At 71.6% G+C, this 26,340-nt stretch carries 25 protein-coding genes, 2 tRNA genes and 1 pseudogene; 11 read left to right on the forward strand and 17 right to left on the reverse strand.

Annotated features, from left to right (window positions below; all coding sequences use genetic code 11):
* Positions 1 to 407, forward strand: a pseudogene (locus ACIWQI_RS11110) (hypothetical protein); the annotation flags it as partial.
* Between the two features lie 21 nt (positions 408 to 428).
* On the opposite strand, the gene ACIWQI_RS11115 reads toward ACIWQI_RS11110, so the two are convergent.
* From ACIWQI_RS11115 to ACIWQI_RS11125, 3 genes are all read right to left on the reverse strand, one after another.
* Entirely contained in the window at positions 429 to 1,553 is a 1,125-nt protein-coding gene (locus ACIWQI_RS11115) for a YgfZ/GcvT domain-containing protein (RefSeq protein WP_396657446.1), read from the reverse strand.
* Between the two features lies 1 nt (position 1,554).
* Positions 1,555 to 2,160, reverse strand: a complete 606-nt coding sequence (locus tag ACIWQI_RS11120) for an FABP family protein (RefSeq protein ID WP_396657448.1) — start codon at positions 2,158 to 2,160, stop codon at positions 1,555 to 1,557.
* A 156-nt stretch (positions 2,161 to 2,316) separates the two neighbouring features.
* Positions 2,317 to 2,616, reverse strand: coding sequence for a hypothetical protein (locus ACIWQI_RS11125; protein ID WP_396657449.1), 300 nt, complete (start codon positions 2,614 to 2,616; stop codon positions 2,317 to 2,319).
* A gap of 104 nt (positions 2,617 to 2,720) precedes the next feature.
* Here ACIWQI_RS11125 and ACIWQI_RS11130 point away from each other — a divergent pair, with 104 nt between their 5' ends.
* The 8 genes from ACIWQI_RS11130 (at position 2,721) to ACIWQI_RS11165 (ending at position 11,840) form a co-directional block, all read left to right on the forward strand.
* A complete protein-coding gene (locus ACIWQI_RS11130; protein WP_396657450.1) occupies positions 2,721 to 3,413 on the forward strand; it encodes a winged-helix domain-containing protein in 693 nt (230 codons plus the stop codon).
* A 39-nt stretch (positions 3,414 to 3,452) separates the two neighbouring features.
* Complete coding sequence (locus tag ACIWQI_RS11135; RefSeq protein ID WP_396657452.1) at positions 3,453 to 5,621, forward strand: RNA degradosome polyphosphate kinase; 2,169 nt, start codon at positions 3,453 to 3,455, stop codon at positions 5,619 to 5,621.
* Positions 5,618 to 6,556 carry an NUDIX domain-containing protein gene (locus ACIWQI_RS11140; RefSeq protein WP_396657453.1) on the forward strand — a complete coding sequence of 313 codons (939 nt, stop codon included), beginning with the start codon at positions 5,618 to 5,620 and terminating at the stop codon, positions 6,554 to 6,556. Before ACIWQI_RS11135 ends, ACIWQI_RS11140 begins: the two co-directional genes overlap by 4 nt.
* Positions 6,557 to 6,683: 127 nt before the next feature.
* Positions 6,684 to 7,790 carry a phosphate ABC transporter substrate-binding protein PstS gene (locus ACIWQI_RS11145; protein WP_396657454.1) on the forward strand — a complete coding sequence of 369 codons (1,107 nt, stop codon included), beginning with the start codon at positions 6,684 to 6,686 and terminating at the stop codon, positions 7,788 to 7,790.
* 83 nt (positions 7,791 to 7,873) lie between these two features.
* Positions 7,874 to 8,830: a phosphate ABC transporter permease subunit PstC gene (pstC, locus tag ACIWQI_RS11150; RefSeq protein ID WP_396657455.1), complete on the forward strand. Its 957-nt coding sequence runs from the start codon at positions 7,874 to 7,876 to the stop codon at positions 8,828 to 8,830.
* Positions 8,830 to 9,915 (forward strand): phosphate ABC transporter permease PstA, encoded by a 1,086-nt coding sequence (pstA, locus tag ACIWQI_RS11155; protein WP_396657457.1) that lies wholly within the window; start codon positions 8,830 to 8,832, stop codon positions 9,913 to 9,915. The genes pstC and pstA overlap by 1 nt, the downstream gene beginning before the upstream one ends.
* A 24-nt stretch (positions 9,916 to 9,939) precedes the next feature.
* On the forward strand, positions 9,940 to 10,719 hold the full coding sequence (gene pstB / locus ACIWQI_RS11160) for a phosphate ABC transporter ATP-binding protein PstB (protein WP_396657458.1): 780 nt from the start codon (positions 9,940 to 9,942) through the stop codon (positions 10,717 to 10,719).
* A 281-nt stretch (positions 10,720 to 11,000) separates the two neighbouring features.
* On the forward strand, positions 11,001 to 11,840 hold the full coding sequence (locus ACIWQI_RS11165) for a DUF559 domain-containing protein (RefSeq protein ID WP_396657459.1): 840 nt from the start codon (positions 11,001 to 11,003) through the stop codon (positions 11,838 to 11,840).
* Between the two features lie 230 nt (positions 11,841 to 12,070).
* Here ACIWQI_RS11165 and ACIWQI_RS11170 read toward each other — a convergent pair whose 3' ends face one another.
* The 4 genes from ACIWQI_RS11170 to ACIWQI_RS11185 form a co-directional block, all read right to left on the reverse strand.
* Complete coding sequence (locus tag ACIWQI_RS11170) at positions 12,071 to 12,955, reverse strand: aminodeoxychorismate lyase (RefSeq protein WP_396657461.1); 885 nt, start codon at positions 12,953 to 12,955, stop codon at positions 12,071 to 12,073.
* A gap of 203 nt (positions 12,956 to 13,158) precedes the next feature.
* Complete coding sequence (locus ACIWQI_RS11175; protein WP_396657462.1) at positions 13,159 to 13,797, reverse strand: DNA-directed RNA polymerase subunit beta; 639 nt, start codon at positions 13,795 to 13,797, stop codon at positions 13,159 to 13,161.
* A 49-nt stretch (positions 13,798 to 13,846) separates the two neighbouring features.
* On the reverse strand, positions 13,847 to 14,257 hold the full coding sequence (locus tag ACIWQI_RS11180) for a VOC family protein (RefSeq protein WP_396657463.1): 411 nt from the start codon (positions 14,255 to 14,257) through the stop codon (positions 13,847 to 13,849).
* Positions 14,258 to 14,320: 63 nt separating this feature from the next.
* On the reverse strand, positions 14,321 to 14,668 hold the full coding sequence (locus ACIWQI_RS11185; protein WP_396657557.1) for a helix-turn-helix transcriptional regulator: 348 nt from the start codon (positions 14,666 to 14,668) through the stop codon (positions 14,321 to 14,323).
* 135 nt (positions 14,669 to 14,803) lie between these two features.
* On the opposite strand from ACIWQI_RS11185, the gene ACIWQI_RS11190 reads away from it, so the two are divergent.
* Positions 14,804 to 14,876, forward strand: a tRNA-Lys gene (locus tag ACIWQI_RS11190).
* On the opposite strand, the gene ACIWQI_RS11195 is transcribed toward ACIWQI_RS11190, so the two are convergent.
* From ACIWQI_RS11195 to ACIWQI_RS11205, 3 genes are read right to left on the reverse strand one after another with little or no spacing between them, the layout of a single operon-like run.
* On the reverse strand, positions 14,838 to 15,395 hold the full coding sequence (locus tag ACIWQI_RS11195; RefSeq protein ID WP_396657558.1) for a GNAT family N-acetyltransferase: 558 nt from the start codon (positions 15,393 to 15,395) through the stop codon (positions 14,838 to 14,840). The genes ACIWQI_RS11190 and ACIWQI_RS11195 overlap by 39 nt on opposite strands.
* Positions 15,392 to 15,967, reverse strand: coding sequence for an isochorismatase family protein (locus ACIWQI_RS11200; protein WP_396657465.1), 576 nt, complete (start codon positions 15,965 to 15,967; stop codon positions 15,392 to 15,394). Before ACIWQI_RS11200 ends, ACIWQI_RS11195 begins: the two co-directional genes overlap by 4 nt.
* Positions 15,964 to 18,207, reverse strand: a complete 2,244-nt coding sequence (locus ACIWQI_RS11205; RefSeq protein ID WP_396657467.1) for an MMPL family transporter — start codon at positions 18,205 to 18,207, stop codon at positions 15,964 to 15,966. Before ACIWQI_RS11205 ends, ACIWQI_RS11200 begins: the two co-directional genes overlap by 4 nt.
* A gap of 72 nt (positions 18,208 to 18,279) precedes the next feature.
* Between ACIWQI_RS11205 and ACIWQI_RS11210 the strand changes: the two genes are divergently transcribed.
* Positions 18,280 to 19,230, forward strand: coding sequence for an EamA family transporter (locus ACIWQI_RS11210; RefSeq protein WP_396657468.1), 951 nt, complete (start codon positions 18,280 to 18,282; stop codon positions 19,228 to 19,230).
* Positions 19,231 to 19,236: 6 nt separating this feature from the next.
* Here the strand turns inward: ACIWQI_RS11210 and ACIWQI_RS11215 are convergent, their stop codons facing one another.
* The 7 genes from ACIWQI_RS11215 to ACIWQI_RS11245 all read right to left on the reverse strand — a co-directional run bounded on the left by ACIWQI_RS11215 (position 19,237) and on the right by ACIWQI_RS11245 (position 26,338).
* Positions 19,237 to 19,644, reverse strand: coding sequence for a hypothetical protein (locus ACIWQI_RS11215; RefSeq protein WP_396657469.1), 408 nt, complete (start codon positions 19,642 to 19,644; stop codon positions 19,237 to 19,239).
* Positions 19,644 to 19,719 (reverse strand) — tRNA-Thr (locus tag ACIWQI_RS11220). Before ACIWQI_RS11220 ends, ACIWQI_RS11215 begins: the two co-directional genes overlap by 1 nt.
* 71 nt (positions 19,720 to 19,790) lie before the next feature.
* Entirely contained in the window at positions 19,791 to 21,329 is a 1,539-nt protein-coding gene (locus ACIWQI_RS11225; RefSeq protein ID WP_396657471.1) for an alpha/beta hydrolase, read from the reverse strand.
* Positions 21,326 to 22,510, reverse strand: a complete 1,185-nt coding sequence (locus ACIWQI_RS11230) for a DNA polymerase III subunit delta' (RefSeq protein WP_396657473.1) — start codon at positions 22,508 to 22,510, stop codon at positions 21,326 to 21,328. The genes ACIWQI_RS11225 and ACIWQI_RS11230 overlap by 4 nt, the downstream gene beginning before the upstream one ends.
* A gap of 10 nt (positions 22,511 to 22,520) precedes the next feature.
* Positions 22,521 to 23,192, reverse strand: coding sequence for a dTMP kinase (gene tmk, locus ACIWQI_RS11235; protein ID WP_396657475.1), 672 nt, complete (start codon positions 23,190 to 23,192; stop codon positions 22,521 to 22,523).
* Positions 23,189 to 25,864 carry a type I DNA topoisomerase gene (gene topA, locus ACIWQI_RS11240; protein ID WP_396657477.1) on the reverse strand — a complete coding sequence of 892 codons (2,676 nt, stop codon included), beginning with the start codon at positions 25,862 to 25,864 and terminating at the stop codon, positions 23,189 to 23,191. Before topA ends, tmk begins: the two co-directional genes overlap by 4 nt.
* 156 nt (positions 25,865 to 26,020) lie before the next feature.
* The gene (locus ACIWQI_RS11245) at positions 26,021 to 26,338 is read right to left on the reverse strand and encodes an Rv3654c family TadE-like protein (protein ID WP_396657478.1); all 318 of its coding nucleotides are present in this window, start codon (positions 26,336 to 26,338) and stop codon (positions 26,021 to 26,023) included.
* Positions 26,339 to 26,340: the final 2 nt, after the last annotated feature.

Here is a 26,340-nt window from a genome sequence, read left to right on the forward strand (position 1 = left end):
CCGTGCCCGCGTCGCTGACGATCTCGGTGCGCCCCTCGACAAGCTCGGGGGCGACAAGCTCGGGGGCGACAAGCTCGGGGGCGACAAGCTCGGGGGCGACAAGCTCGGGGGCGACGGGCTCGGGGGTCGCCACGGACGGCGAGCCGTGGCATCCCTCCATCGCCGCCGAGCGCCTGCCCAAGGCGCTCATCCACCGCAACGTGCCCGGAGAGCCCGTGCACGCGCTGCTGGCGGCCCTGGACCGCGAGTGGGAGCGCGCGGCCGGCATGACCCCCTTCGGCGCGGTCCAGCGCTGGCGCGCGGCGCTGCAGGCGATGGCGGATGCCGGCTGGCCCCTGCGCGGGCGATCCCGCTGGCGGCTGGGCGAGCTCACGGTGCCCTGGTCGGCGGTCGCCCCGCTCGCCTGATCCGAGCGGCCCGGGGCCGGATCAGCCCGCCGCGGGCCGCCGTCCCAGCCGCGGGATGCGGGGAATGGATGCCGTCGCGCCGGCGTCTGCCGGGACGATGACCTCCTGGGCGGCGGCGATCTCGACCTCCCCGGCCTCGACGACGAGGTCGGCGTCGGCGGGTGTCGAGCGCTTCACGACAGCGAGCGCGATCGGCCCCTCCTCGTAGTGCATCGCCGCTGATGTGACCGCCCCGACGACCTTGTCGCCCAGGCGCACGGCAGCCCCGTGCTCGGGCAGGACGCTGTCCGACCCGTCCAGGTGCAGCAGCACGAGCCGCCGCGGCGGGTGCCCGAGGTTGTGCACCTTGGCGACAGTCTCCTGTCCTCGGTAGCAGCCCTTGCTCAGGTGCACCGCCGTGCGCAGCCAGTCCGTCTCGTGCGGGATCGAGCGCTCGTCCACCTCGGTCGCCAGGCGCGGGCGCCACGCGGCGACGCGCAGAGCCTCGGCGGCGAGCAGCCCGGCCGCCTCGATCGTTCCCGCGGTCGCTTCGGCGGCGACCTCGTCGAGCGCGCCGACGGGCACGATGACCTCGATCCAGTGCCGCTGCGCCCCTGGGTGCGGGTCGGCGGTGGCGTAGCCCCAGCCGCCCGGTGCGACCTCCGGCCAGCGGTCGCGCCAGACCAGCGCCATGCCGCCGGGTGTGGCCACGACGTGCCCCGGCACCGGCCCGAGGCCCTCGGGCGCGACGGCGCCGAGCACGGCGTACTCGTCGGCCATGCGCAGCTCGACGGCGGCCCGGAATCGCATGCGCATGAGCCAGGTCAGCAGCGGCTCGGCATCGTCCGCGTCCACGATCAGCCAGGCCGTGGCACCGTCGTCGACGACCGCCGCGACGTGCTCGACGCGGCCCTGCGGGTCGAGCACCAGCAGCTCGGTGCTCTCGCCCGGCGCGAGGGCGGTCAGCGCCTGCGAGGTGATCGAGTCGAGCCAGCTCAGCCGCTCGGCACCGGTCGCCGCGAGCACCCGGCGGTCGTCGAGCGGAACGATGGCGCGCCCGGCCGCGAGCGCACGCTGCTCGGCGAGCGGATTGCCGAAGTGCAGGATGCCGGCGGAATCGGCGACCGCTCCGGGCACCGCGGTGAAAAGGGGTGTCGCTGCGGACATGTCAGTCCGCCCTCGCCAGCCGGGCGGAGGCGTGCGAGGCGATGTCGCGCCCGAGCGCCGCGATGTCCCACGCCCACAGCAGGTGGCCGTCCACGAGCCCGTACATGCGCGTGGCCGCGGAGTACTCCTTGGAACCGGCGGTGCGCACCACCATGTCGGTGGCGATGTCGATGCGGGGCCCGTTCACCTGACCGAGGTACACCTCGCTGACGCCGTCGGAGTGGACAAGTGCGACCTCGATGTCGAAGCCGCCCTCCGCCGTGCGCAGCCGCTCGACGTCGTCGACCGTCCGGGCCGGCGCCGCCTCCCGCGGCGGGAGCAGGCCGGGACCCGCGTCGCCGTCGGTGGCCGGGCGCGCCAGGCGCCAGAAGCCGGTCTCGGCGACCAGCGGCGTGCCCTGCGCGCCGTCCGCGCCGGCCAGCCACGCGTTCGCGGCGTAGTTGAGGTACGGCTCGCCGTCATGGCTGAAGCTGACCCGGTGCGCGAACTCCCCCGTGAAGCGGGTGCCGCCGGCCTCGTAGTCGATCACGCCCGTGCCCTCCCACACGCCGATCAGCCAGGACAGCGGGGCGAGATCGGCGGGCAGGTCGGTCGGCAGCTCGAACACGACGTCAGCGCTGGCCGCGATACAGGTTGACGATCACCGCACCCGAGACGAACACGATCGCCAGCGACGCGAGACCGAGCAACCCGACGAAGAAGAGTTCGAGGGCGACGAGATCCATGTTCCCAGCTTAGGCCACCCGGGGCTCGCGGCGCGGGACTACCCGGGGATGAGCGCCACGACGCCGAAGACGGCGGAGATCACGCCCATCACCAGCGTCGCCCCGCCCGCGGTGAGCGCGACGCGGTCGATGAAGCCCTTGGCGCGACCGAGCCACAGCTGCACCGCGAAGGTGAGGACGATGCAGCCGCCGAGCCCGACGGTCATCCAGGCCATCCGCCATTCGGCCGGGGCCAGCAGACCCACCGCCACGCCGATGAAAGCGGCCGCGATCCACACGCCCACCACGGCACCGATGGTGCTGCGGGGGGCGAGGTCCGACATCGGCTGCTCGTCCATCGGCTCCATCATCGCGCACCCCGCCCCGCGACGCACGCGTGCCGCGGAAACACGCCTTTATCATGGAAGGGCGCGGGCCCGGCCCGACCCCGGAAGGACGGCCTTTGGCACAGATCCTCGTCTTGAGCTCCGCTGCGGCGGACGCCTCCGCCCTGCCCGCGCTCGAACTGCTCAGCCACCGGGTGATCGTGATCCCCGCCGAGCCGGCGGCGCTGGTGAGCGCGCCGACCGCGGACGCCGTCATCGTCGACGGGCGCCAGGATCTCGCCGCCGCGAAGTCGCTGTGCAAGGTGCTGACGGCCACGGGACTGGAGGCGCCGCTGGTGCTCGTGGTGACCGAGGGCGGGATGGCCGCCGTCTCGGCGGACTGGGGTTTCGACGAGGTGGTGCTCACCGGCGCAGGGCCGGCCGAGATCGACGCCCGGCTGCGGCTGGCGATCGGCCGCCGCAGCGCCGAGCAGCCGGCATCCACCCGCATCCAGACCTCCGGGATCACGATCGACGAGGCCTCCTACTCCGCGAAGGCCAACGGCCGGCCCCTCGACCTGACCTACAAGGAATTCCTGCTGCTGCACTTCTTCGCCACGCATCCGTCGCGGGTCTTCACGCGCGAGCAGCTGCTCAGCGAGGTGTGGGGTTACGACTACTTCGGCGGCACCCGCACGGTCGACGTGCACGTGCGGCGCCTGCGGGCCAAGCTCGGCGACCTGGAGCAGCTCATCGGGACGGTGCGCAATGTCGGGTACCGCTTCGAGGTCCCGGAGGACGAGCCGCAGCCGGCGCCCACCGCGCACTGAGTCCACCCGCGCGGCACCCCGCCCTGCAATGATGAAGGGATGCTGGAGACTCCGATCCTGGATGCCGGACTCGGTGACGCGGACGACGACGACTTCGACGGAGCCGTCGAGGTCTTCGACGAGCAGCTGCCGGAGAACCGCTACCTCGACCGCGAGCTGAGCTGGCTCGCGTTCAACCAGCGCGTGCTCGAGCTCGCCGAGGACCCCGACCTCCCGCTGCTGGAGCGGTCGAACTTCCTCGCCATCTTCGCGAGCAACCTCGACGAGTTCTTCATGGTGCGCGTCGCGGGCCTGCGGCGACGCATCGTCACCGGGCTCGCGGTGCCCACCAACGTCGGCCGGGCGCCGGCCGACGTGCTCGCCGACATCTCGGACGAGGCGCACCGCCTGCAGCTGCGCCACGCCGAGGCCTGGACCTCGCAGGTGCGTCCGGCGCTCACCGAGGCGGGCATCGACGTGCTCACGTGGGGCGACCTGGACGAGGGCGAGCAGGCGTTCCTCTACGACTACTTCCAGAAGCAGGTCTTCCCGGTGCTGATGCCCCTGGCCGTCGACCCTGCGCATCCCTTCCCGTACATCTCGGGGCTGTCGCTGAACCTCGCGATCCGCATCCGCAACGCCCGCACCGGCCGGCAGGAGTTCGCCCGGCTCAAGGTGCCCGCCATGCTGCCGCGCCTGGTCGAGCTCCCCGGCGACGGCGAGCGGCTCCGGTACCTGCCGCTGGAGGAGCTCATCGCCAACCACCTGGGCGATCTCTTCCCGGGGATGGAGGTGCTCGACCATCACGCCTTCCGCCTGACGCGCAATGAGGATGTGGAGATCGAGGAGGACGAGACCGAGAACCTCATCCAGGCGCTGGAGGCCGAGCTGCTGCGCCGCCGGTTCGGGCCGCCGATCCGGCTCGAGATCACCGACGACATGGACGACGTGACCCTCGACCTGCTCCTGAAGGAGCTCGACATCACCGAGCAGCAGGTCTACCGGCTGCCCGGTCCGCTCGACCTGCGCGGTCTGTTCGAGCTCTCGCGCATCGACCGCCCCGACCTGCGCTATCCGCCGCACGTGCCGACCACGGCGATCGCGTTCCAGCCGGGCGACAACAACGAGCGCGCCGACATCTTCGCCGCGATCCGCAAGGCCGACGTGCTGGTGCACCATCCCTACGAGTCGTTCACGACCAGCGTGCAGGCGTTCCTCGAGCAGGCGGCGCGCGACCCGCACGTGCTGGCCATCAAGCAGACCCTGTACCGCACCTCCGGCGACAGTCCGATCGTGCAGGCGCTCATCGACGCCGCCGAGGCGGGCAAGCAGGTGCTCGCACTGGTCGAGGTGAAGGCGCGCTTCGACGAGGCGAACAACATCGTGTGGGCCCGCAAGCTCGAGAAGGCCGGCGTGCACGTCGTGTACGGACTCGTGGGCCTGAAGACCCACTGCAAGCTCGTCAACGTCATCCGGGAGGAGGACGGCGTGCTGCGCTCCTACTCGCACATCGGCACGGGCAACTACAACCCCAAGACGAGCCGCATCTACGAGGACCTGGGGCTGTTCACCGTCGACGATCAGGTCGGCCGCGACCTGACGCGCCTGTTCAACGAGCTCAGCGGCTACGCGATCGAGAAGAAGTTCAAGCGGCTGCTGGTGGCTCCCCTGCATCTGCGCAAGGGCCTGCTGCGGCTCATCGACAAGGAGCGCCGCAATGCGGCGGCCGGCAAGCCCGCGCGGATCCGCATCAAGGTGAACTCGATGGTCGACGAGCAGATCATCGACGCGCTCTACCGTGCGAGCCAGGCCGGCGTGCCCGTGGAGATCTGGGTGCGCGGCATCTGCAGCCTCAAGCCGGGCGTCGAGGGCATGAGCGAGAACATCACGGTGCGCTCGGTGCTCGGCCGCTACCTCGAGCACTCGCGCATCTTCTCGTTCCTGAACGCCGGCGACCCGCAGGTCTACATCGGCAGCGCCGACATGATGCACCGCAACCTCGACCGCCGGGTGGAGGCCCTCGTGCGGGTCACCGCGCCCGCGCACATCACGGAGCTGGAGAGTCTGTTCGACCTCGCGATGAGCGACGGCACCAGCACGTGGCACCTGGGCCCGGACGGCGAGTGGATCCGGCACGCCGTCGACGCCGACGGGCGGCGCCTGGTCGACCTGCAGGATCGCACCATGGCGAATGTGCAGCGCCGTCGCCGGGCGCGGGCGGTGCGATGAGCGAGACGGCCGTCTACGCGGCCGGCGGCGTCGTGTGGCGCCTGGCGGGCGACAAGCTGAAGGTGCTGCTCATCCACCGCACGCGCTACCGCGACGTCACGCTGCCCAAGGGCAAGGTCGACCCCGGCGAGATGCTCGCCGAGACCGCCGTGCGCGAGATCCACGAGGAGACCGGCATCCGCGTCTGCCTCGGGGTCGCCGTCGGCGTCTCCCGCTACCGCCTGCCCAGCAAGCGCACCAAGATCGTCCACTACTGGGCGGCCGAGGCCACCGACACCGCCATCGCCGCGTCGGCGTTCGTGCCCAATGGCGAGATCGCCGCGCTGGAGTGGGTCGGCGTGAAGAAGGCGCGGTCGCGCCTGAGCTACCCGGTCGACGTCGAGATCCTGGACAGCTTCGTGCGCCTGGTCGACGAAGGCGTGCTGCGCACCTTCCCGATCGTCGTGCTCCGCCACGCGAAGGCGGTCGTGAGGGAGGACTGGGACGGAGAGGATGCCGATCGGCCGCTCACCTCGCGTGGCCGCCGCCAGGCGCGGGCGATCGTGGGTCCGCTGCGCGCGTTCGGCGTGCGCAAGATCATCTCCAGCCCCGCGGTGCGCTGCGTGAAGACGGTGGCGCCGCTGGCCAAGGCGATCGATCGTCCGATCGACACCACGCGGCGGATCAGCCAGGACGCGTGGGACGACGGGAAGGCGGATGCCCGCACCGTCATCGGTCAGCGCGTGCGCGCCCGCAAGCCGGCCGTGCTGTGCAGTCACGGACCCGTGCTGCCCGACATCCTGCACGAGCTGGCCCTGGCGACCGGCACCCTGCGGGGGTCCTACCTCGGCAGCGCCTCCAACCTCGAGTTCGGCGCGTTCTCGGTCGTCCACCTCTCGGCCACGAACCCCGGATCGGGCATCGTGGCCATCGAGACGCACATCCCGAAGGCCTGACGTTCACTCTGCGGTCTGCGTCGTTCACCGGCCGTTCACTCGCACTGCGGATTCCATTCACACCGCCTGCCTATCTTCGTGATGCGCCCTGCACCGGGCGTTTCCCGACACGTGAAGGATTCACACAGTGAAGCTCACCCGCATCGCCCAGCTGGGCGCCGTCACCGCCGTCGCGGCTCTGGCTCTCGCCGGATGCGCCGCCAACGAGTCCACCGCAGGCCAGACCTCCGCACCTGACACCGGCCCCGCCCTCTCGGGCACGCTCTCCGGCATCGGCGCGTCGAGCATGGGGGCCGCCCAGGAGGCCTGGATCGCCGCCTTCCAGACCGACAACCCCGATGTCACCGTCAACTACGCTGCGGAGGGCTCCGGCGCGGGCCGGGAGGGCTTCCAGGCGGGCGCGGCCGACTTCGCCGGCTCCGACCGCGCGTTCACCCTGGATGAGATCGCCGCCGGTCCCTTCGACGGGTGCGCCGCCGACAGCGGCATCCTGCAGCTGCCGCTGTACATCTCGCCGATCGCCGTCATCTTCAACCTCGAGGGGATCGACTCGCTCAACCTCGACGCCGACACGATCGCCGCGATCTTCGCCGGCACGATCACGAACTGGAGCGACCCGAGGATCGCCGAGCAGAACCCGGATGTGGAGCTGCCCGACCTGGGCATCACGGCCGTGCACCGCTCGGACGACTCGGGCACGACCGAGAACTTCACCGACTATCTGTTCCAGGCCGCGCCGAGCGTGTGGACCTGGGAGCCGGACGGCAACTGGCCGGCCACCCCGGTGCCCGGTGAGGCGGCCGCCCAGACCTCGGGCGTGGTCGCCGCCGTGAGCGGCGGCAACGGCACCATCGGCTACGCCGACGCCTCGCGCGCGGGCGACCTGGGCACCGTGGCGCTGAAGGTCGGGTCCGAGTACGTGCCCTTCACCCCCGAGGCGGCCGCCGCGATCGTCGATGCGTCGCCGCTGGAGTCGGGCCGTGAGTCGTACGACATCGCGGTGGAGCTGGACCGCACGTCGGAGGCGCAGGGGGTGTACCCGATCGTCCTGATCAGCTACACGATCGCCTGCGAGACGTACGCGGATGCGGCAGCCGCCGCGCTGGTCACGCCGTACCTCGAGTACATCTCGAGCCCGGCCGGCCAGGACGCGGCGGCCGCCGGCGCCGGCTCCGCTCCGATCTCGGATGAGCTGCGCAGCAAGGTCGACGCCGCGATCGCGCTGATCTCCTGATGCCTCCCGTTCCCGGTTCCGCCACACTTGTGGCGGAACCGGGACCTGATCCGTACCTGCCGACGAGCACGAGAGGGAGCTGCATGACCACGACCGCACCCGCCAGATCCCAGCCGAAGGCGACCCTCCGGCTGGGCGACAGGGTGTTCTCGCGCACCGCGGTCGCCGCCGGGCTGATGATCCTCGTGACCTTGGCGGCGGTCGCGATCTTCCTCATCCTGCGCTCGATCCCCGCCTTCGGCGCGACGAGCGAGGACGCGTCGATCCTCCCGGCCGGCGAGAACTTCTGGGGCTATGTGTGGCCGCTGGTGTTCGGCACGGTCTGGGCGGCCGCGCTGGCACTGGTCATCGCCACGCCGCTGTCGATCGGGATCGCGCTGTTCATCTCCCACTACGCGCCCCGACGGCTCGCGTCGACGCTGGGGTACATCGTCGACCTGCTGGCCGCCGTGCCCTCCGTCGTGTTCGGGCTGTGGGGCATCCTCGTCCTCGCGCCCGCCGTACAGCCGATCTACTCCTGGCTCGTCGAGAACGCGGGATGGTTCCCGCTGTTCGCCGGCCCGGTCTCGGCCACGGGACGCACGATCCTCACCGCCGCGATCGTGCTCGCGGTCATGATCCTGCCCATCATGACCGCGATCTGCCGCGAGGTCTTCCTGCAGACGCCGGTGCTCCACGAGGAGGCGGCGCTCGCGCTGGGCGCCACCCGGTGGGAGATGATCCGCACCGCCGTCCTCCCGTTCGGCCGCTCCGGGATCATCTCCGCCGGGGTGCTCGGGCTCGGCCGCGCGCTCGGCGAGACGATGGCCGTCGCGATGGTCCTCTCGGCCACACCGGGCCTGGTCTCGTTCGCCCTGCTGCAGTCCGCCAACCCGCAGACGATCGCCGCCAACATCGCGCTGTCGTTCCCGGAGGCGTACGGCGTCAACATCAACGTGCTGATCGCGACCGGCCTGATCCTGTTCGTCGTGACGTTCGCGGTCAACGCGTTCGCGCGCTGGATCGTGTCGCGGCGCAGGGAATTCTCGGGGGCGAACTGATGACCACGCAGATCGCACCGCAGGTGTCCCGGCCGACATCCGTGCCGCTCACCGCCGGACACCTCCCCAAGGGTGCCCCCTGGATCGTGCTGGGCGGCAGTCTGGTCGTCTCGGCGGCGCTGTTCGGCATCCTCGCCCTCGCATCCGGCGGATTCGACTGGGGCGGGTGGCTCGTGGTCGGCGCCCTGCTCTCCGTGTTCGCGATCTGGCTGCTCTCGCGCATCGTGGAGGGCGCGCGCCGCGCGACCGACCGGCTCGTCACGGCCCTCGTGACCGGGGCGTTCGTGATCGCCATGATCCCGCTGATCTCGGTCGGTGTGACGGTCGTCGTCGGCGGTCTGGCGCGGCTCGATGTGCAGTTCTTCACCGAGTCGATGCGCAACGTCACCGGCGAGGGCGGCGGCGCGCTGCACGCGATCGTGGGGACGCTGCTGATCACCCTCGCCGCCGCCGTGATCTCCATCCCGATCGGGCTCATGACCGCGATCTACCTCGTGGAGTACGGCCGCGGCGCGCTGGCGCGCGGCATCACGTTCCTCGTCGACGTGATGACCGGCATCCCCTCGATCGTCGCCGGCCTGTTCGCCTACGCCCTGTTCGCCATCTTCTGGGGCGCCGGCACCCGCACCGGCATCGCCGGCGCCGTCGCACTGTCGGTGCTGATGATCCCGGTCGTGGTCCGCTCCAGCGAGGAGATGCTGCGCCTGGTGCCCAACGAGCTGCGCGAGGCGTCGTACGCGCTCGGCGTGCCCAAATGGCTCACCATCGTGAAGGTCGTGCTGCCCACCTCGATCGCGGGCATCATGACCGGTGTGACGCTGGCGATCGCGCGCGTCATCGGCGAGACCGCACCGCTGCTGGTGGCAGCCGGCTTCACCGCCAGCATGAACTACAACCTGTTCGAGGGGCCGATGAACTCACTGCCGCTGTTCGTGTACACGCAGTACACGCAGCAGGGCATCCCCCAGCACGCGTACCTCGACCGCGCCTGGACGGCCGCCCTCGTCCTCATCCTCGTCGTCATGCTGCTCAATCTGCTCGCCCGGGCGATCGGCCGCCGCCTGGCGCCGAAGTCCGGTCGCTGACCGCCCGAAACCCGAAGGAAGAACGTGTCCAAGCGCATCGAAGTCAACGATCTCAACGTCTACTACGGCGACTTCCTCGCCGTGGAGGGCGTGACGCTGGAGATCGAGCCGCGCACCGTCACCGCGCTCATCGGTCCCTCCGGCTGCGGCAAGTCGACGTTCATCCGCACCCTCAACCGCATGCACGAGGTGATCCCCGGCGCCTCGGTGAAAGGTCAGGTGCTGCTGGACGGCGACGATCTGTACGGGCCGGGCGTCGACCCCGTGAACGTGCGGCGTCAGGTCGGCATGGTGTTCCAGCGGCCGAACCCGTTCCCGACCATGTCGATCCGCGAGAACGTGCTGGCCGGGGTGAGGCTCAACAACAGGCGCATCTCGAAGGCCGACGCCGACGACCTCGCCGAGCGGTCGCTGCGCGGTGCCAACCTGTGGGACGAGGTCAAGGACCGCCTCGACCGGCCGGCGTCGGGCCTGTCCGGCGGTCAGCAGCAGCGCCTGTGCATCGCCCGGGCGATCGCGGTGTCGCCGCAGGTGCTGCTGATGGACGAGCCCTGCTCGGCCCTCGACCCGATCTCCACCTATGCCATCGAGGAGCTGATCGGCGAGCTGAAGAAGGAGTACACGATCGTCATCGTCACCCACAACATGCAGCAGGCGTCGCGGGTGAGCGAGAAGACCGCGTTCTTCAACATCGCCGGCACCGGCAAGCCGGGACGCCTCATCGAGTACGACGACACCGCGACCATCTTCACCACGCCCAGCGTGCAGGCCACCGAGGACTACGTCTCGGGACGCTTCGGGTAGGGCCCGCGGGCGGCGGCCGCGCGGGCCGGCGGCCGCTGGGGCCGACGGCCTCAGGCTCCGGGAAGCTGCGCGGCCCCGGGCACGACCGCGGGCACAATCCGCGACACGCCGGTTGCGGCATCCCTGATCCGCGTGTCGCCGACCACGCCCGCTGCCATGCCCGCCTCTGTGCACACGGGTTTCCGCCGCCGATGCCCCTCCACAGAGCCGGAAACGCACCCACGTGCGCACAGACGCCATGAGGGCCGGGATGCCGCGGGTGCGCGGTCCACGATCGATCCATGTGCACCACGAATCCTCCCGTCTGGACCTACCGGCAGCTGCGCGACGCGGGCCAGAGCAGGGGGCGCATCGAGCGCGCGACGCGATCCGGTGAACTCGTCTCCCTGCGGAGGGGCGTGTACGCCGGCGCAGACGCCTGCGATCCGGTCCGCGCGGCGGCGACGCACGGCGGCGTCCTGGCGTGCGTCAGCGCCGCCCGTCACCTCGGCCTGTGGGTGCTGGATGCCGATGCCGACGTGCACGTCTGGCTCGGCGGACACGGTCACGCGTATCACGAGGACGGCTGCGGATGCGTCGAGCACTGGGACGACGGCGCGCCTCGCGGCGCGTTCGAACAGCCTGGCGTACCCCGCATCCTGCGGCAGATACTCACCTGCCGCGGCATCGTCGACTTCTTCGTCGCCCTCGAGTCGGCGCTGCGCAAGGGACTGATCTCGAAGGCCGGCCTGGCGTGGCTGCGGACCCACTCCAACGATGCTGCGCGCGAAGCGATCGCCTACGCGCGCAGCGACGCCGACAGCGGGCTGGAGTCGCTCTTCCGATGGCGGCTGCGCGGGCTCGGGCTCCGGATCCGCACCCAGGTGACGATCGTCGGCGTCGGCCGCGTCGACTTCCTGATCGGGGACCGCCTGATCGTCGAGGTCGACGGTCGTGAGAACCACGACGGCGAGGGTGAACGCCACAGGGACCTCGTCCGTGACGCCGCGGCGGCCGCCTGGGACTACGTGACGCTCCGATTCGACTATGCCCAGGTCGTGCACGATTGGGATTCGGTCGAGGAGGCGATCCGGGTCCAGGTCGCCGCGAAGCGACACCTTCGCCTCCCGCCGACGCCGTAGGCATCCGATCCCAGGCCGTGCCGCTTGACTGCGGCACAGTCGCGGGCACAACTGCGGGCACAGCCGCGGGCACAACTGCCGGCAGCTGCGGGCACAAGCGCGGGCAAGACCGACGACACGCCGCCGAACATCGCGCGCCGACGGCGTGTCACGGATTGTGCCCGCAGTCGTGCCCGCGGTTGTGCAGGGCCGCAGCCGGCGCGATCGGATACAGCGGCACGCCCCGGGGCTCAGTTGCGGGGAGAGAGCAGGTAGCGGTTGAGGGATGCCGTCAGCTCCCGGTCCACCGCGAGCTCGAGGCCGTCCACGGCGGTCACCGGAGCGGCCAGGCGCACGCTCGAGACGAGCCAGGCGGCATCCGCCGTCCGCAGCGCGTCGACCGGGAGCTGCTCGTACGCCGTCTCCAAGCCCTGGGCCTCGAGGTGGGCGAAGACGCTCAGCTGGGTGGTGCCGTGCAGGATCCCCGCCCCGGGGGCGGGCGTCGTGAAGCGATCGCCGTGCCGCAGGATCACCGACGAGGTGGGCCCCTCCAGCGCGATGCCGTCCGACGACACGAAGATCGCGTCATCGGCCCCGCGGCGCCTGGCCTCGCGGATCGCGGCCATATTCACCGCGTACGAGAGGGTCTTCGCGCCCAGCAGCAGCCACGGCGCGCGCGCCGGCGCCCCGCTGTCGAAGCCGCGGTCCAGCGTGACGACACGCACGCCCTCGGTGCGGGCCCGCGAGTTGTCCGGAGCGGTCGCCGCCGTCACCCATGCGGTCGGCGCCGGCCCGTGCTCGACGCCGCGGCTGAGGATCAGCTTGATCACCGCCTCCCCCGGGCCGCACTCCGCCGCGGCGCGCTGCACAGCCTGGTGCCACTGTCCGAGGTGCGGTGCGGGCAGGTCGCACAGCCGCGCCGAGTGCGCGAGGCGCTCGACGTGCGCCGCGACCTCCTGCGCGTGCCCGTCGACCACGCCGATCGACTCGAAGATCCCGTCGCCGCGCTGCGTGCTGAGCTCGCCGACGCTGAGCGCCGGGGCAGCGGGGTCGACGACGGTGAAGGTCGCAGAGAAGTCGGTGAGCGGGGAATCGGATGCCGCGGGCTCGAGCATCAGGCAGAAGCGCCAGGTCATGCACCGAGCCTAAGCGCTCGGGAATGCCGCGCGCGGCGCCTCGGTTACACTTGATCGGCCGGGCCGCAGTAACCCCGGGCTCCAACTTCTGCCGCTTCGAGCGGCCTCGCGCCGAGAGGCGTTCTGCGGCCCGGCACTTGCGTCCCTTGCGCCGGCAGATGCCGTCCCCGGGCGCCTCCCCGGCAGACCGAGTCGGGCAGGGTTCAGGACAGGGATTCCATGCGCCACAGGCGCGCGCACGCGGCGAGGTCGCTCGCGTAGGTCGACAGCCGCAGCGCCCGCTTCGTCAGCGCCGAGGCGCGTTCGGGCTCGGTGACCTCGTAGTCGTCGGCGAGGTGCGTCGCGCCGGACGCCTGCACCCGGCAGAACGCCGCCGCCCGCTCGAGCGCGATGGCGAAATCGCCCTGGAACAGCCCCCGCAGGATCTCGTCGACGAGCGCGACGAGCTCTGCCGGACCTGCCGGACTCGGTGCACCCGCCACGACGGGATCGGCCGACGAGATCTCGACGCGCCCCCGCTCGTACAGCAGCGCCGCCGTGTGCGGGTCGTCGTGGATCATGCGCTGCACGAGGTACAGGCGCCACAGCGCCCCCGGCAGCGTGCGCGACGGCGAGCGCGACCACAGCTCGGCGATGTCATCGATCCCGTGCTCGTCGGTGAACGCGATGAGCCGGTCGACGATCGCGGAGTTGGGATCGGCCCGCACCCGGTTCAGGAGCGCCGCGGCGGTGCTGTGGGCGACGCGGGAGACCTCTGCCGGGTCGTTCGCCGCGAACCGCCGGTCGAACAGCTCGGCGGGACGCCGCACCGGCCGGTGGAAGTCTCGGGACTCGTCGCTCACCGTTCCAGGCTACCCGGGTCGCCTTCGGCGGCTCCCGGCCGCGTCCGGCTCAGCCGGCCTGGTTGAGCCGGATGTGGTTTCCCGCCGGATCGCGGAACGCGCAGTCACGCGGGCCCCAGTCCTGCTGGATGGGCTCCTGAAGCACCTCGGCGCCCCATTCGCGGATCTGCTCGAAGGCGGCATCGAGGTCGTCGGTGGAGAACACCAGGGGACCGGGCGCCACGCCCTTGGCCACGAGACGGTGCAGCGCGTCCCCGTCGTCGGGCGAGCGCCCCGCGCCGGGGTCGGACAGCACGATCGCCACGCCGGGCTGGTCGGCGAAGCCGAAGGTCACCCAGCGGTGCTCGCCGTAGTTCACGTCCTGCAGGATCGGAAGACCCAGCGCATCGCGGTAGAACGGCACCGCCGCATCCACGTCGTCGACGGTCACGGGCGCATATTGCAGTGAGATGGTTGCCATGCACGCCACGCTACGGCGCGGCATCCCGCTCCGCTTCTCCGATCCTGCTCGGATCCCGGCGGTTCAGACGAACCGGGCAGGGCGGGTGAGGATCTTCGCGATGCACAGGGGCATCGCCTCGGCGGCGTCGTGCGGGCGGGCCCTGTAGGCGCTCGGGGTCTCGCCGACCAGCCGCGTGAAGGTCGACGAGAACGACCCGAGCGACGTGGCCCCGACGGCGGCACAGGCGTCGGTCACGCTCATGCCGCCGCGCAGCAGGGTCATCGCCCGTTCGATGCGCCGGGTCATGAGATACGAGTACGGCGTCTCGCCGTACGCCTGGCGGAACTCGCGCGAGAAGTGCGCGGGCGACATGAACGCCTGGGCCGCCATCGTGGGCACGTCCAGCGGCTCCGCGTAGAAGCGGTCCATGTGGTCGCGCGCGCGGCGCAGGTGCGCGAGCGACTCCGGGGACTGGGGAGCGGATGCCACGAGCCCACGTTACCCAGGCGGCAGGTCACCGCGACTGCGTGGGGGCGGGCCACGGAGAAAGTAGGCTGGACGGGCGGGCCTCTAGCTCAGTCGGTAGAGCATCGGACTTTTAATCCGCGGGTCGTGGGTTCGAGTCCCACGGGGCCCACCGCAGCTCGAACTCGCGTCCGTGCGGTCCGTCGGCGAACTCGCCCGTCCGCACGAACCCGCATCGCGCGTAGGCGGCTTCGGCGCGCGGGTTCTCGCCGTGCACGTCGAGGGTCACCTCCGTGACGCCGCGCTCGCCCGCCCACTGCACGCACGCCTGAAGCAGCCGGTCGACGGCACCGGATCCGCGCACCGCGGGTGACACGTACACCGCCACGATCACCGCGCGGTCGGTCGCGCGGGTGCGTCCGAAGTAGTCGGCGCTGAAGGCATCCTGGATCTTCACCGTCGCCGTCCCCACGAACGAGCCCTCGGCGACGGCGACGAACTGGGCGACGCCGTCCGACCGCGCGCCCGACGCCGCCCGGGTGCGCCAATGGTCGTCCGGCCGCAGGGCCGCCTCGGCGTAGGTGTCCAGGAACGCGAGCGGCGCCGCGGGGTCGCGCAGCGCCTCCAGCCGCAGCGTGCGCGCGGCATCCCACTCGTCCTCGCGGATGCGCCGCACCGGCACGCCCGTCACGACGACACGAGCTCCGCGCCCGCGTGGGCGAGTTCGGCGAGCGCCGCGTCACTGGACTCCTGTGCGACGCCGGCGACCAGATCGGTCAGCACCCGCACGTGACGTCCGTGCGCGATGGCGTCCAGCCCCGTCGCGCGCACGCAGTAGTCGGTCGCAAGACCCGCGATGTCGACATCGACGATGCCGTGCTCGGTGAGCACCTCGGCCACCGTCGCCCCCTCGTCGGTGACGCCCTCGAAGAGCGAATAGGCGGGCTCGCCCTGCCCCTTGCGGACATGGTGGGTCACCGCGGACAGATCGAGGGCCGGGTGGTACTCCGCGCCGGGGGTGCCGGCGACGCAGTGCACCGGCCAGGTGCTCTCGTAGTCCGGCTCGTCGGCGGCGAAGTGGCCGCCGTTGTCGTTCTCGGCGTCGTGCCAGTCGCGGGAGGCGACGATGATCGTGTACTCCCCCGCGTGCTCGGCCAGGTGCGCCGAGATGCGCGACGCCACCTCGTCTCCGCCGATGACGCCGAGCGCTCCGCCCTCGGTGAAGTCGTTCTGCACATCGACGATGAACAGTGCCTTGCTCATGTATCGAGGGTACGCCGGTGCTCGACACGAGGGTCCGGGTCGCCCTGTGCCCGCCAGAGCCGGGACGGCCACCAGATCGCCCGGCCGATGTCGTACGACAGGGCCGGCACCAGCAGCGAGCGGACGACGAACGTGTCCAGCAGCACGCCGAACGCGACGATGAACGCGATCTGGGCGAGGAACAGGATCGGGATGACCCCCAGCGCCGCGAACGTGGCCGCGAGCACGAGCCCCGCCGACGTGATGACCCCGCCGGTGGCCACCAGGCCCCGCAGGATGCCGGGACGAGTGCCGAACCGGGTGGACTCCTCGCGCACGCGGGTCATCAGGAAGATGTTGTAGTCGACCCCGAGCGCCACGAGGAACACGAACCCGTACAGCGGCACCGCCGGGTCGGCTCCGGGGAAGTCGAGCACGTGGTTGAACACGAGCGCCGAGACCCCCATCGCCGCGCCGAACGACAGGACGACCGTGAGCACGAGCAGCAGGGGCGCCAGCAGCGCGCGCAGCAGCAGCGTGAGGATGACGAAGATCACCACCAGGACGATCGGGATGATCAGGGCCCGGTCGTGGATCGACGTGTCGTTCGTGTCGATGTCGGTGGCGGTGACGCCGCCGACCACGGCCACGCCCTCCCCGAGGTCGTCGTCGAGCGCCGCGCGCAGGCCCCGCACGGTGTCTTCGGCCGGCAGCGAGTCGGCGGTGTCGGCGAGGGTCGCGATCAGCAGCACGTCGCCATCGGACACGGTCGCCGCCGGAGCCTCGGCGCCGGGCGGGCCGGGTGCGGTGCGCACCACCTGGTCGCCGTCGAGCTCGACCGCGGCCTGCCCGGTGGGCGAGTCGGCGGAGGCCACCGCCACCGACTCCACCCCGTCGTCGGCGTCCAGCACGGCAGCCGCCTCGGCGAGGTCGGCCTCGGGCGCGATGACGTAGACGGGGCTGCCCGAGCCGCCCGCGAAGTGTTCGGCCAGCACCTCCTGCCCGTCGCGGGCCTCGGAGGCGCCGAGCACGAGGTCGCTGGAGGGCACGCCGTCCGCCTTCAGCTGCGTGATGCCGACGGATGCGGCAAGCAGCACGACCGTGGCGACGATCCACACCGCGCGGGCGTGGCGCGCGACGAACCGCGCCTGTCGCGGCCAGATGCCCTTCACGGGCTCGTCGTACGAGTCCGGGATCGCGACCGACCCGGCCTTCGGCGGGAACGGCCAGAAGGCAGCCGGTCCCACCAGGGCCAGCAGCGCGGGCAGGAATGTGAGCGCGGAGAGCATCGCGAAGGCGATGCCGATGGAGGCGATGGGCCCCAGGGCCCGGTTGGTGGCGAGGTCGGACAGCAGCAGGCAGAGCAGGCCGGCGATCACCGTGCCGCCGGAGGCCAGGATCGCCTCGAACGACCCGCGCCACGCGGCGGTGACGGCATCCCACCGGCGCGCCCCCGCCGCGACCGCCTCCCGGAAGCGCGCGACGAACAGCAGCGCGTAGTCGGTGGCCGCGCCGATCACCAGGATGAACAGGATCCCCTGCACCTGGCCGTTGAGCACGAAGATCTCGGCTTTGGCGAGCCACCACACCGTCAGAAGCGCCACGCACAGTGCGAACGTGGAGGTCAGCAGCACGAGCAGCGGCAGCAGGGGCGAGCGGTACACGATCACGAGGATGATGAACACCGCGATCAGCGCGACCGCCAGCAGCAGCCCGTCGATGCCCAGGAAACCTTCGACCAGGTCGGCGGTGAACCCGGCCGGCCCGGTCACCCACGCCTGCAAGCCGGTCGGCAGGGTGTCGTCGATCTCGGCGCGCAGCGCATCGACGGCATCGCCGATGGACGCGTCGGCGTCGATGGGCACGAAGATCTGCGCCGCCTCGCCGTCGTCTGAGGCCACCGGCGGCGACACGTCCTCGGTGACCCCGTCGACGCCCGCGAGCCCGTCGGCGAGGTCCTGCAGCTCGGCGAGCCGGTCGTCGGTGAGCTCTCCATCGCCGGTGACGACCACGACCGCGGGGATGGTGTCGCCCCCGGTGAAGTCGGCGAGCCGGTCCTGCACGCGCGTGGCGTCGGCGCTGTCGGGCAGATAGGCGGACTGCTCGTTGCTGGAGACCTCGTCGACCTTGCCGAAGTACGGGCCGCCGATGGCGGCACCTGCCAGCCAGGCCAGGATCAGCACGACCGGGATGCCGATCCGCAGCCACCCGGACGGGCGTCGGCGCTGTTCGCGCAGGGATCGGCGGGTGGGGTCCGTCACCCTCACAAGGCTATGCGACGCGGTGCGTCCTGCCGCGAGGGGCTCCTCGCGCCGCGGGACTAGAATCCCGGGGTGATCTCCGCGGTCCTGGGCGTCGTGGGCGCCGTCGTGTTCGGTGCCGCGGACTTCCTCGGGGGCCTCGCGGCCAAGCGTCTGCGCTCCATCACCGTCACCGCGATCGCCGCGGCGGCGGGTCTTGCCGGCCTCGTCATCGCGTATCCGTTCCTGGGCGGCGCGTGGACGGCCGCCGATGTCGCGTGGGGCGCGCTCTCAGGTGTCTTCGGGGTGATCGCGATCGTGCTGCTGTACGCGTGCCTGGCGATCGGACCCATGAGCATCCTGTCGCCGCTGACGGCCGTGGTGAGCGCCATCGCTCCGATGCTCTGGGGGCTGCTGGTCAAGGGCGAGCAGCTGTCGGGCTTCGGATACGCGGGGCTGCTCGTGGCGCTGGCTGCGGTGGTGCTCGTGGGCTTCATCCCCGGCGACGCCGTCGTGCGGCCGAGCCTGCGCGGCATCGTCATGGCGATCGGATCGGGCCTGGCGATCGGCGGATTCATGGTGTCGATCGACCAGACCGGCGACGAGAGCGGCCTCGTGCCGCTGATCGTCAACCGCGCCGTCAACGGCACGATCGCCTGGACGGTCGTCGCGGTGCTCGCGATCCTGATCGCGCGGCGCCGGCGCATCGCCCCCGCGATCGAGCTGCGGGTGGGCGCGACCCCCACCGGGCACGCCGACCTCGAGCAGGCGGTCGACCGCGCACCGCGGGTGCTGTCAGCGGATGCCGTGCGCACCGGCATCCTGCTCGCCGTCTCGTGCGGAGTGGTGGATGCCGCGGCCAACACCGTGATGCTGATCGCCCTGCGGCTGGGCGATCTGTCCGTCGTGTCGGTGCTGACGGCGATGTACCCGGCCGGGACGATCATCCTCGCCGCCATCGTGCTGCGCGAGCGCATCGCCGCCGTGCAGTGGGTCGGGCTCGCACTCGCCCTCGCGGCCGGCGCCATGTTCGCCCTCGCGTGAGGCGGGTCAGCCGGCAGCCGCCAGGAGCACCCACGACCCGATGAGGGCGAGCACGCCGAGGGCGCCGAAGCCCACGGCGAGCCAGGCGAACACGCGCACCGTGCGCGACCCGCGGGTCACCCGCATCCGGTTGCGCCACCCGCGCCGGTAGTGGATGTCGGCCATGTCGCGGCCGCCGAGCCTCGCATGATCGGCGTCCGACAGGGGCGCCTCGTTGACGCCGCCGTCCGCGTCGATCCAGCGCACGACCTGCCCGTCGCGCTCGGCCGGCTCGACGACGGCGCGCACCGGCAGCCAGGTGCCGTCGGCGACCCAGAGGATCAGGGCGAGGATGCCGAAGGCCCCCGCGCCGAGGAGTCCCACCCAGGTGAAGACGTCGGCGAGAGACCCGAGCACCGAGGGGAGATTCTGCATGGAGCCGCCTTGGGGAATCGAACCCCAGACCTATTCATTACGAGTGAATCGCTCTGCCGACTGAGCTAAGGCGGCGCGCCTCGCTTGCGCGATGCACGATCAACGATCTTACAGGGTCGCGACAGCGGCTGCGAACGCGGGCGGGGTCAGCGGCACTCCAGTCCGTCGGCGGGCACGACGCCGTCGACGAGGTACGACTCGACGGCGTCGTCGACGCACGCGCTGCCCTTGTTGTAGCCGGTGTGACCCTCGCCGAAGCGCGACACGAGCACTCCCGACGCGAGCTGGTCGGCAAGCGCCACCGACCACTCGTACGGCGTGGCCGGGTCGTTCGTCGTCCCCACCACGACGATCGGCGCCGCACCCTCGGCGAGGATCGGCTCGCGCACGCCGGTCGGCGGGTACACCCACTGCGCGCACGGGTCGGGTCCCTTCCAGTACGGCGCGATGGTGGGGGCCTTCTCGTCCAGCAGCGCGTAGGCCGCGTCCAGGTCGGCCGGGTCGTCGTCGACCGGATAGTCCATGCAGTTGTAGGCGCGGAAGGCCTCGGACTGATTGTCCAGATACACCCCATCCTCGCGGTTGTAGTAGAAGTCCGCGATGAGGAACGCGTACTCGGCGCTGCCGGCCAGCACGTCCGCGAGCATCGTCGTCAGCACCGGCCAGTTGGCCTCGGAGTACAGCGGCGTGATGATGGCGGTCACCAGGGAGTCGGCTCCGAGCATCCGACCGTCCGACGCCTGGAGCGGGCGGCGGTCCACGCTTGCCAGCAGCGTGGCGAGGTCGGCCATGGCGTCGTCGACGGTCCCCGCGAACGGGCAGTCCCGATTGTCGAGACAGAACGCCATGTACGCACGCAGCGCGGACTCGAAGCCCAGGCCCTGCGTCGTGCTGACCTCGAGGCCCGACACCGACGGGTCGATGGCGCCGTCGAGCACGAGCCGGCCGACCCGCTCGGGGAAGAGCTTGGCGTAGGTGGCCCCGAGGAACGTTCCATAGGAGAATCCGAGATAGTTCAGCGTCGTGTCGCCGAGCACCGCGCGCAGCACGTCCATGTCGCGCGCGGAGTTCTCGGTGGTGATGAAGGGCAGGATGCCGCCGCTGTTCGCGTCGCAGGCCTCGGCGAATGCGCGGCTCGCCTCGTCCAGCTCACGGACCCAGCCCGCCGAGCCGCGCGGTTCGGCGGGGATGTCGAACAGGTAGGCGTCCATCTCGGCGGCGTCGTAGCACGCGACCGCGGTGGAGTCCCCCACTCCGCGCGGATCGAAGCCGATGACGTCGAAGCTCTCCTGGACCGGGGCGCCGACCGCGTACTGCAGGCTCTCGATGACGAAGTCGACGCCGCCGGCGCCGGGCCCGCCGGGGTTGGTCAGCAGCGATCCGACCGGGGCGCCGCCGGTCGCGCGATGCCGCACCACGGCGAGCTCGATGTCGCCGGCGCCGGGGTTCGCGTAGTCGAGGGGCACGGTCACGGTCGTGCACTCGAAGTCGGCCTCGCACCGGGTCCACTCCGGCACCTGCGAGTAGTACGGCATCAGCGCGGAGGGCACCCCCGAGGTGTCGGGTGCGGCCGTGACGGCGGGCTTCTCGTCGGGGATCAGCGCAGCCAGGCAGCCCGAGAGGACGAGGGATGCCGCGGCGACGCCGCCGACGGCGGCGATGAGGCGGCGGGCGGTGCGTTTCACGGGGTCCTTCCGCTGGAGACGGTGATGAGCATGCTCTCCAGCGCGAGGGCCGGGGCGACGTTCTGCTCGAGGTTGCGCCGCGTCTCGGCGATGCGGTCGAGCACAGAAAGGGTGCGCGCCGGCGACCACGCCGCCGCGAGCGCGCGCAGATCCGGCTCGAGCTCGCGGTTGATGAGCCCGTCGGCGCGCCCGTGCTGCAGCAGGACGACATCGCGGAACAGCGACTGCAGGTCGGTGAGCACCCGGTCGATGCCGTCGCGCAGGCTCCGGGTGGCGCGGCGCTTCTGCTCGTCCTCCAGGGCGTTCAGCTGCGCGCGCACCGCGGGCGGCACCGCGGCCCCCTCGGCGACGCCGACCGTGCGCAGCAGACTCGCGCGCTCGGCCTGGTCGCGCTCGGCCGTGAGGGCCTTGGCGTCCTCGGTGGCCGCCTGCACGATCTCGCCGGCCACCTCGACCACGTCGCCGATGCCCCGCACGCCGAGCACGGCGCGCAGGGTCTGATCGCGGCGACGGCGTGCCTCGGCATCCGTCGCCAGCCGCTGCGCCATGCCGATGTGCCGCTGGGCGTGCCGCGCCGACTGCTCGGCGACGGCATGGTCGACGCCCGTGCGCCGGGCGATGAGGGCGGCCACGTCGTCGACGTCCGGCTCGCGCAGGCGCAGCGCGCGCACCCGTGAGCGGATCGTGGGCAGCAGGTCGGCCTCGCTGGGTGCGCAGAGCACCCACACGGTGCGCTCCGGCGGCTCTTCGAGGGCCTTCAGCAGCACGTTGGAGGTGCGCTCGACCATGCGGTCGGCGTCTTCCACGACGATCACGCGGTACCGCCCGAGCGAGGGGGCGAAGTACGACCGCTCCACGAGCGCGCGCGCGTCCTTGATCGAGATGATGACGCCCTCGGTGCGCAGTGCGGTCAGGTCGGGGTGGGTGCCCGCGAGCACCTGCCGCATGACCTGCTCGGCGGCCTCGTCGGCCGGATCGGCGATCAGCGCTGCGGCGAACGCGTACGCGAGGGTCGAGCGGCCCGAGCCGGGCGGCCCGGTGATGAGCCAGGCGTGCGTCATGGCGGAGGGATCGGATGCCGCGTCCCGCAGCACGTCGACCGCCGCATCCTGCCCCCACACGGAACCCCACGGAAGGGGTGCCTCGGTGCCGGGCGGCGTCGCGGTGTCGGTCGCCTGCATGCCGTCCAGCCTAGGCGTTCGGGCCGACAGCCCCCTGCGCGTCCAGCAGCGACTCGACGCGGGCGCGCACCGCGGCGGCGAGCTCGTCGACGGGGCGCGCGGCCTCCAGCACGAGGAAGCGGTCCGGCTCGGCGGCGGCCAGCTCGAGGAACGCCGCGCGGACGCGCTCGTGGAACTCTCCGCGCTCGGCCTCGAGCCGGTCGAACGGCTTGTCGTCGGCATCCAGCCGTGCGCGGGCGCTGTGCGGGTCGAGGTCGAGAAGCACCGTGAGGTCGGGCAGTGCCCCGGCGGTCGCCCACAGCGACAGCTCGCGGATCTCGGCCGGGTCGAGGACCCGCCCCGCACCCTGGTAGGCCACCGAGGAGTCGAGATAGCGGTCCTGGATCACCACGTCGCCGCGCTCCAGCGCCGGACGCACGACGGTGGCGATGTGGTGGGCGCGGTCCGCGGCGTACAGCAGCGCCTCGGCGCGCGGCGCGATGTCGCCGCGGTGGTGCAGCACGATGTCGCGCACGAGCCGGCCGACGTCGGTCCCGCCCGGCTCGCGCGTGCGCACGACGGAGCGGCCGGATGCCTGCAGCCACTGCTGCAGCAGGCCCGCCTGCGTCGTCTTCCCCGAGCCGTCGCCGCCCTCGAACGTGACCCAGAGGCCCGATCCCTCGCGAGCCCGCCGAGGGGTCACTTCTTCTTCGCCGCCGGCTTGCGCGCCGGGGCGCGGCGGGTGCGCTTGGGCGCCGGGCCCTTCGCGCGCTTCTCGGCGATCAGCTGCACCGCGCGCTCGAACGTGATGTCGTCGACGCTCTCGCCGCGCGGAATCGTCGCGTTGGTCTCGCCGTCGGTGACGTAGGGGCCGAATCGGCCGTCCTTGAGCTTGATCGGCTTGCCGCTGACCGGGTCGGCGTCGAACTCCTTGAGCGCGCTGGACGCGCCGCGGGCCCCGTACTTCGGCTGCGCGTAGACGGCGAGCGCCTCCTCCAGGGTGATGTCGAACAGCTGCTGCTCGCTCTGCAGGGTGCGCGAGTCGGTGCCCTTCTTCAGATACGGGCCGTAGCGCCCGTTCTGCGCGGTGATGGTCTCCCCCGACTCGGGGTCGACCCCCACCACGCGGGGCAGGTCGAGCAGACGCAGCGCCGTCTCCAGGTCGATCGTGTCGACGCTCATCGTCTTGAACAGCGACGCGGTGCGCGGCTTGGGCGCGGCATCCTTCTTCGCAGTCTTCTTCGCGGTGGTCTTCTTCGCCGCGGTGGTGGGCGCCTCGCCCGCCTCGGCGTCCGCCGAGCCGGCGTCCGCCGTCTCCTCGGAGACGGGCTCGAGCTCCTGCACGTACGGGCCGAACCGGCCGTCCTTGACGACGATGGTCTTGCCGTTGGCCGGATTCTGCCCCAGCACGCGGTCGCCGGCGACGGGCGCCTCGATGAGCTCGCGGGCCTTCTGCGCGGTGAGCTCGTCGGGAGCGAGTCCCTCGGGGATGTTCACGATGCGCGGCTTCGCGTCCGGCTGGGCGGGATCGGTCACCTCGAGGTACGGACCGTACTTGCCCAGCCGCAGCGAGACGCCCTCCGCGATGGGTGTGGCGTTGATCTCACGTGCGTCGATCTCGCCGAGATTGTCGACGATGTTGCGCAGGCCGACGTGCTGATCGGATCCGAAGTAGAACCCCTTCAGCCATTCGGCGCGCTGCTGCTCGCCGCGGGCGATCGCGTCGAGGTCGTCTTCCAGGGCGGCGGTGAAGTCGTAGTCGACGAGGTCCGGGAAGTGCTGCTCGAGCAGCCGCACGACGCTGAAGGCCAGCCAGCTGGGCACGAGAGCCTGGCCGCGCTTGGTGACGTACCCGCGGTTGAGGATCACGTCGATGATGCTCGCGAAGGTCGACGGGCGCCCGATGCCCTTCTCCTCCAGCGCCTTCACGAGGCTCGCCTCGGTGTAGCGCGGCTTGGGGCTCGTGGAGTGGCCCTTGGCCTCGATGTCCTTCAGGCGCAGCACGTCGCCGACGGCCATCGGCGGCAGCGACTGGTCGTCGGCCTTGTCGGCGTCGCCGCGCTTCTCGTCCCGGCCTTCCTGGTAGGCCTCGATGAAGCCCTTGAAGGTGTAGACGGTGCCCGATGCGGTCAGCTCCGCCCGGCGGCCGCCGGCGTCGGCGAGCAGGGTCACCGTCGTCGTCTCGTACTTCGCGTCCGACATCTGGCTGGCGATCGTGCGCTTCCAGATGAGGTCGTAGAGCCGCAGCTCGTCGCGGTCGAGCTGACCGGAGACCTGCGCCGGGGTGCGGAAGGACTCGCCCGACGGGCGGATCGCCTCGTGCGCCTCCTGCGCGTTGCGGCTCTTGCTCTTGTACACGCGCGGGTTCGGCGGCACGGCCTTGTCGCCGTACAGCGCGACCGCCTGGGCGCGGGCCGCCTGCACGGCCTGCGTCGACAGCGCCTGCGAGTCGGTGCGCATGTAGGTGATGTAGCCCTTCTCGTAGAGACGCTGGGCGACGCTCATCGCGTGCTTGGCGCTCATCGAGAGCTTGCGGCCCGCCTCCTGCTGCATGGTGGAGGTCGTGAAGGGCGGCTTGGGACTCCGGGTGCCGGGCTTGGCATCCAGGGCGGAGACGGATGCCTGACCGGTCGCCTCGATCGCGGCCGCCAGGTCGGCGGCCTCCTGCTCGTCGAGGACGATGACGGCCTTCTTCAGCTCGCCGCGGTCGTCGAAGTCGGTGCCGCGGGCCAGCGGCGCGCCGTCGACGCGCGCGAGTCGCGCGGTGAACGACTCCCCCGCGTTCGCGACGGCGAGCGCCTCGAGATCCCAGTAGGAGGCGGACACGAAGGCCATGCGCTCGCGCTCGCGGTCGACGACCAGCCGGGTCGCGGCGGACTGCACACGGCCGGCGGAGGTGCCCTGCTGCACCTTCATCCACAGCACCGGCGAGACGTCCCACCCGTAGAGGCGGTCGAGCACGCGACGCGTCTCCTGCGCGTCGACGAGGGCGAGATCGAGCTCGCGGGTGTTCTCCACGGCGGCGCGGATGGCGTCCTCGGTGATCTCGTGGAACACCATGCGGCGCACCGGCACCTTCGGCTTGAGCGTCTCCAGCAGGTGCCAGGCGATCGCCTCACCCTCGCGGTCCTCATCCGTGGCCAGCAGCAGCTCGTCGGCGTCCTTCAAGGCGCGCTTGAGTTCGCTGACGGTCTTGCGACCGCGCTCGCTCTCGACGTAGTAGGGAGTGAAGCCGTTGTCGATGTCGATCGAGTACTTCCCGTACGCCTGCTTCTTGTCGGCGGGGATGTCCTTCTTGTCGGCGAGGTCGCGGATGTGCCCGACGGAGCTCAGCACTTCGTAGCCGTCGCCGAGGTAGCCCTGGATCGACTTCATCTTCGTCGGGGACTCGACGATGACGAGTTTCTTCCCTCGTGGCGCAGCCTTTGGCACGTTCGTGACGTCCTTTCTCCGTTGCACACCATACACACCGCAGAACGGGGCGGATGCTGTGAAGATTCCCAAGGAGTGGGGCCCGCCTGCACGCACCGGTCAGGGTGCAGGTCCGGCGCGGGCGGATGCCTGGGCCTGCAGCGTCGCGTAGGGGACGGCGACGCCCACGGTGGCCACGAGCCCGTCGACGCGGCACGCGGTGAGCGTCGCGCCGTTGGCGCGCGCCACCGCGGCGGCGACCGCGCAGGGGTCGCCCGGAACGGCGCCCGAGGCCGCGTCCGCAGCCGCGAGGGCCGCGGCATCGGCGCCGCCGGCGGCGTGCTGGGCGGCGGCAGAAGCCCCGCCGACCACGGCGAGCCCGATCGTGAGGGTGGCGGCGCAGACGGCGAGTCCGGTCGCGGCGGCGGCTCCGGGCATCG

This window comes from Microbacterium sp. (assembly GCF_044508325.1).
Lineage (GTDB): Bacteria > Actinomycetota > Actinomycetes > Actinomycetales > Microbacteriaceae > Microbacterium.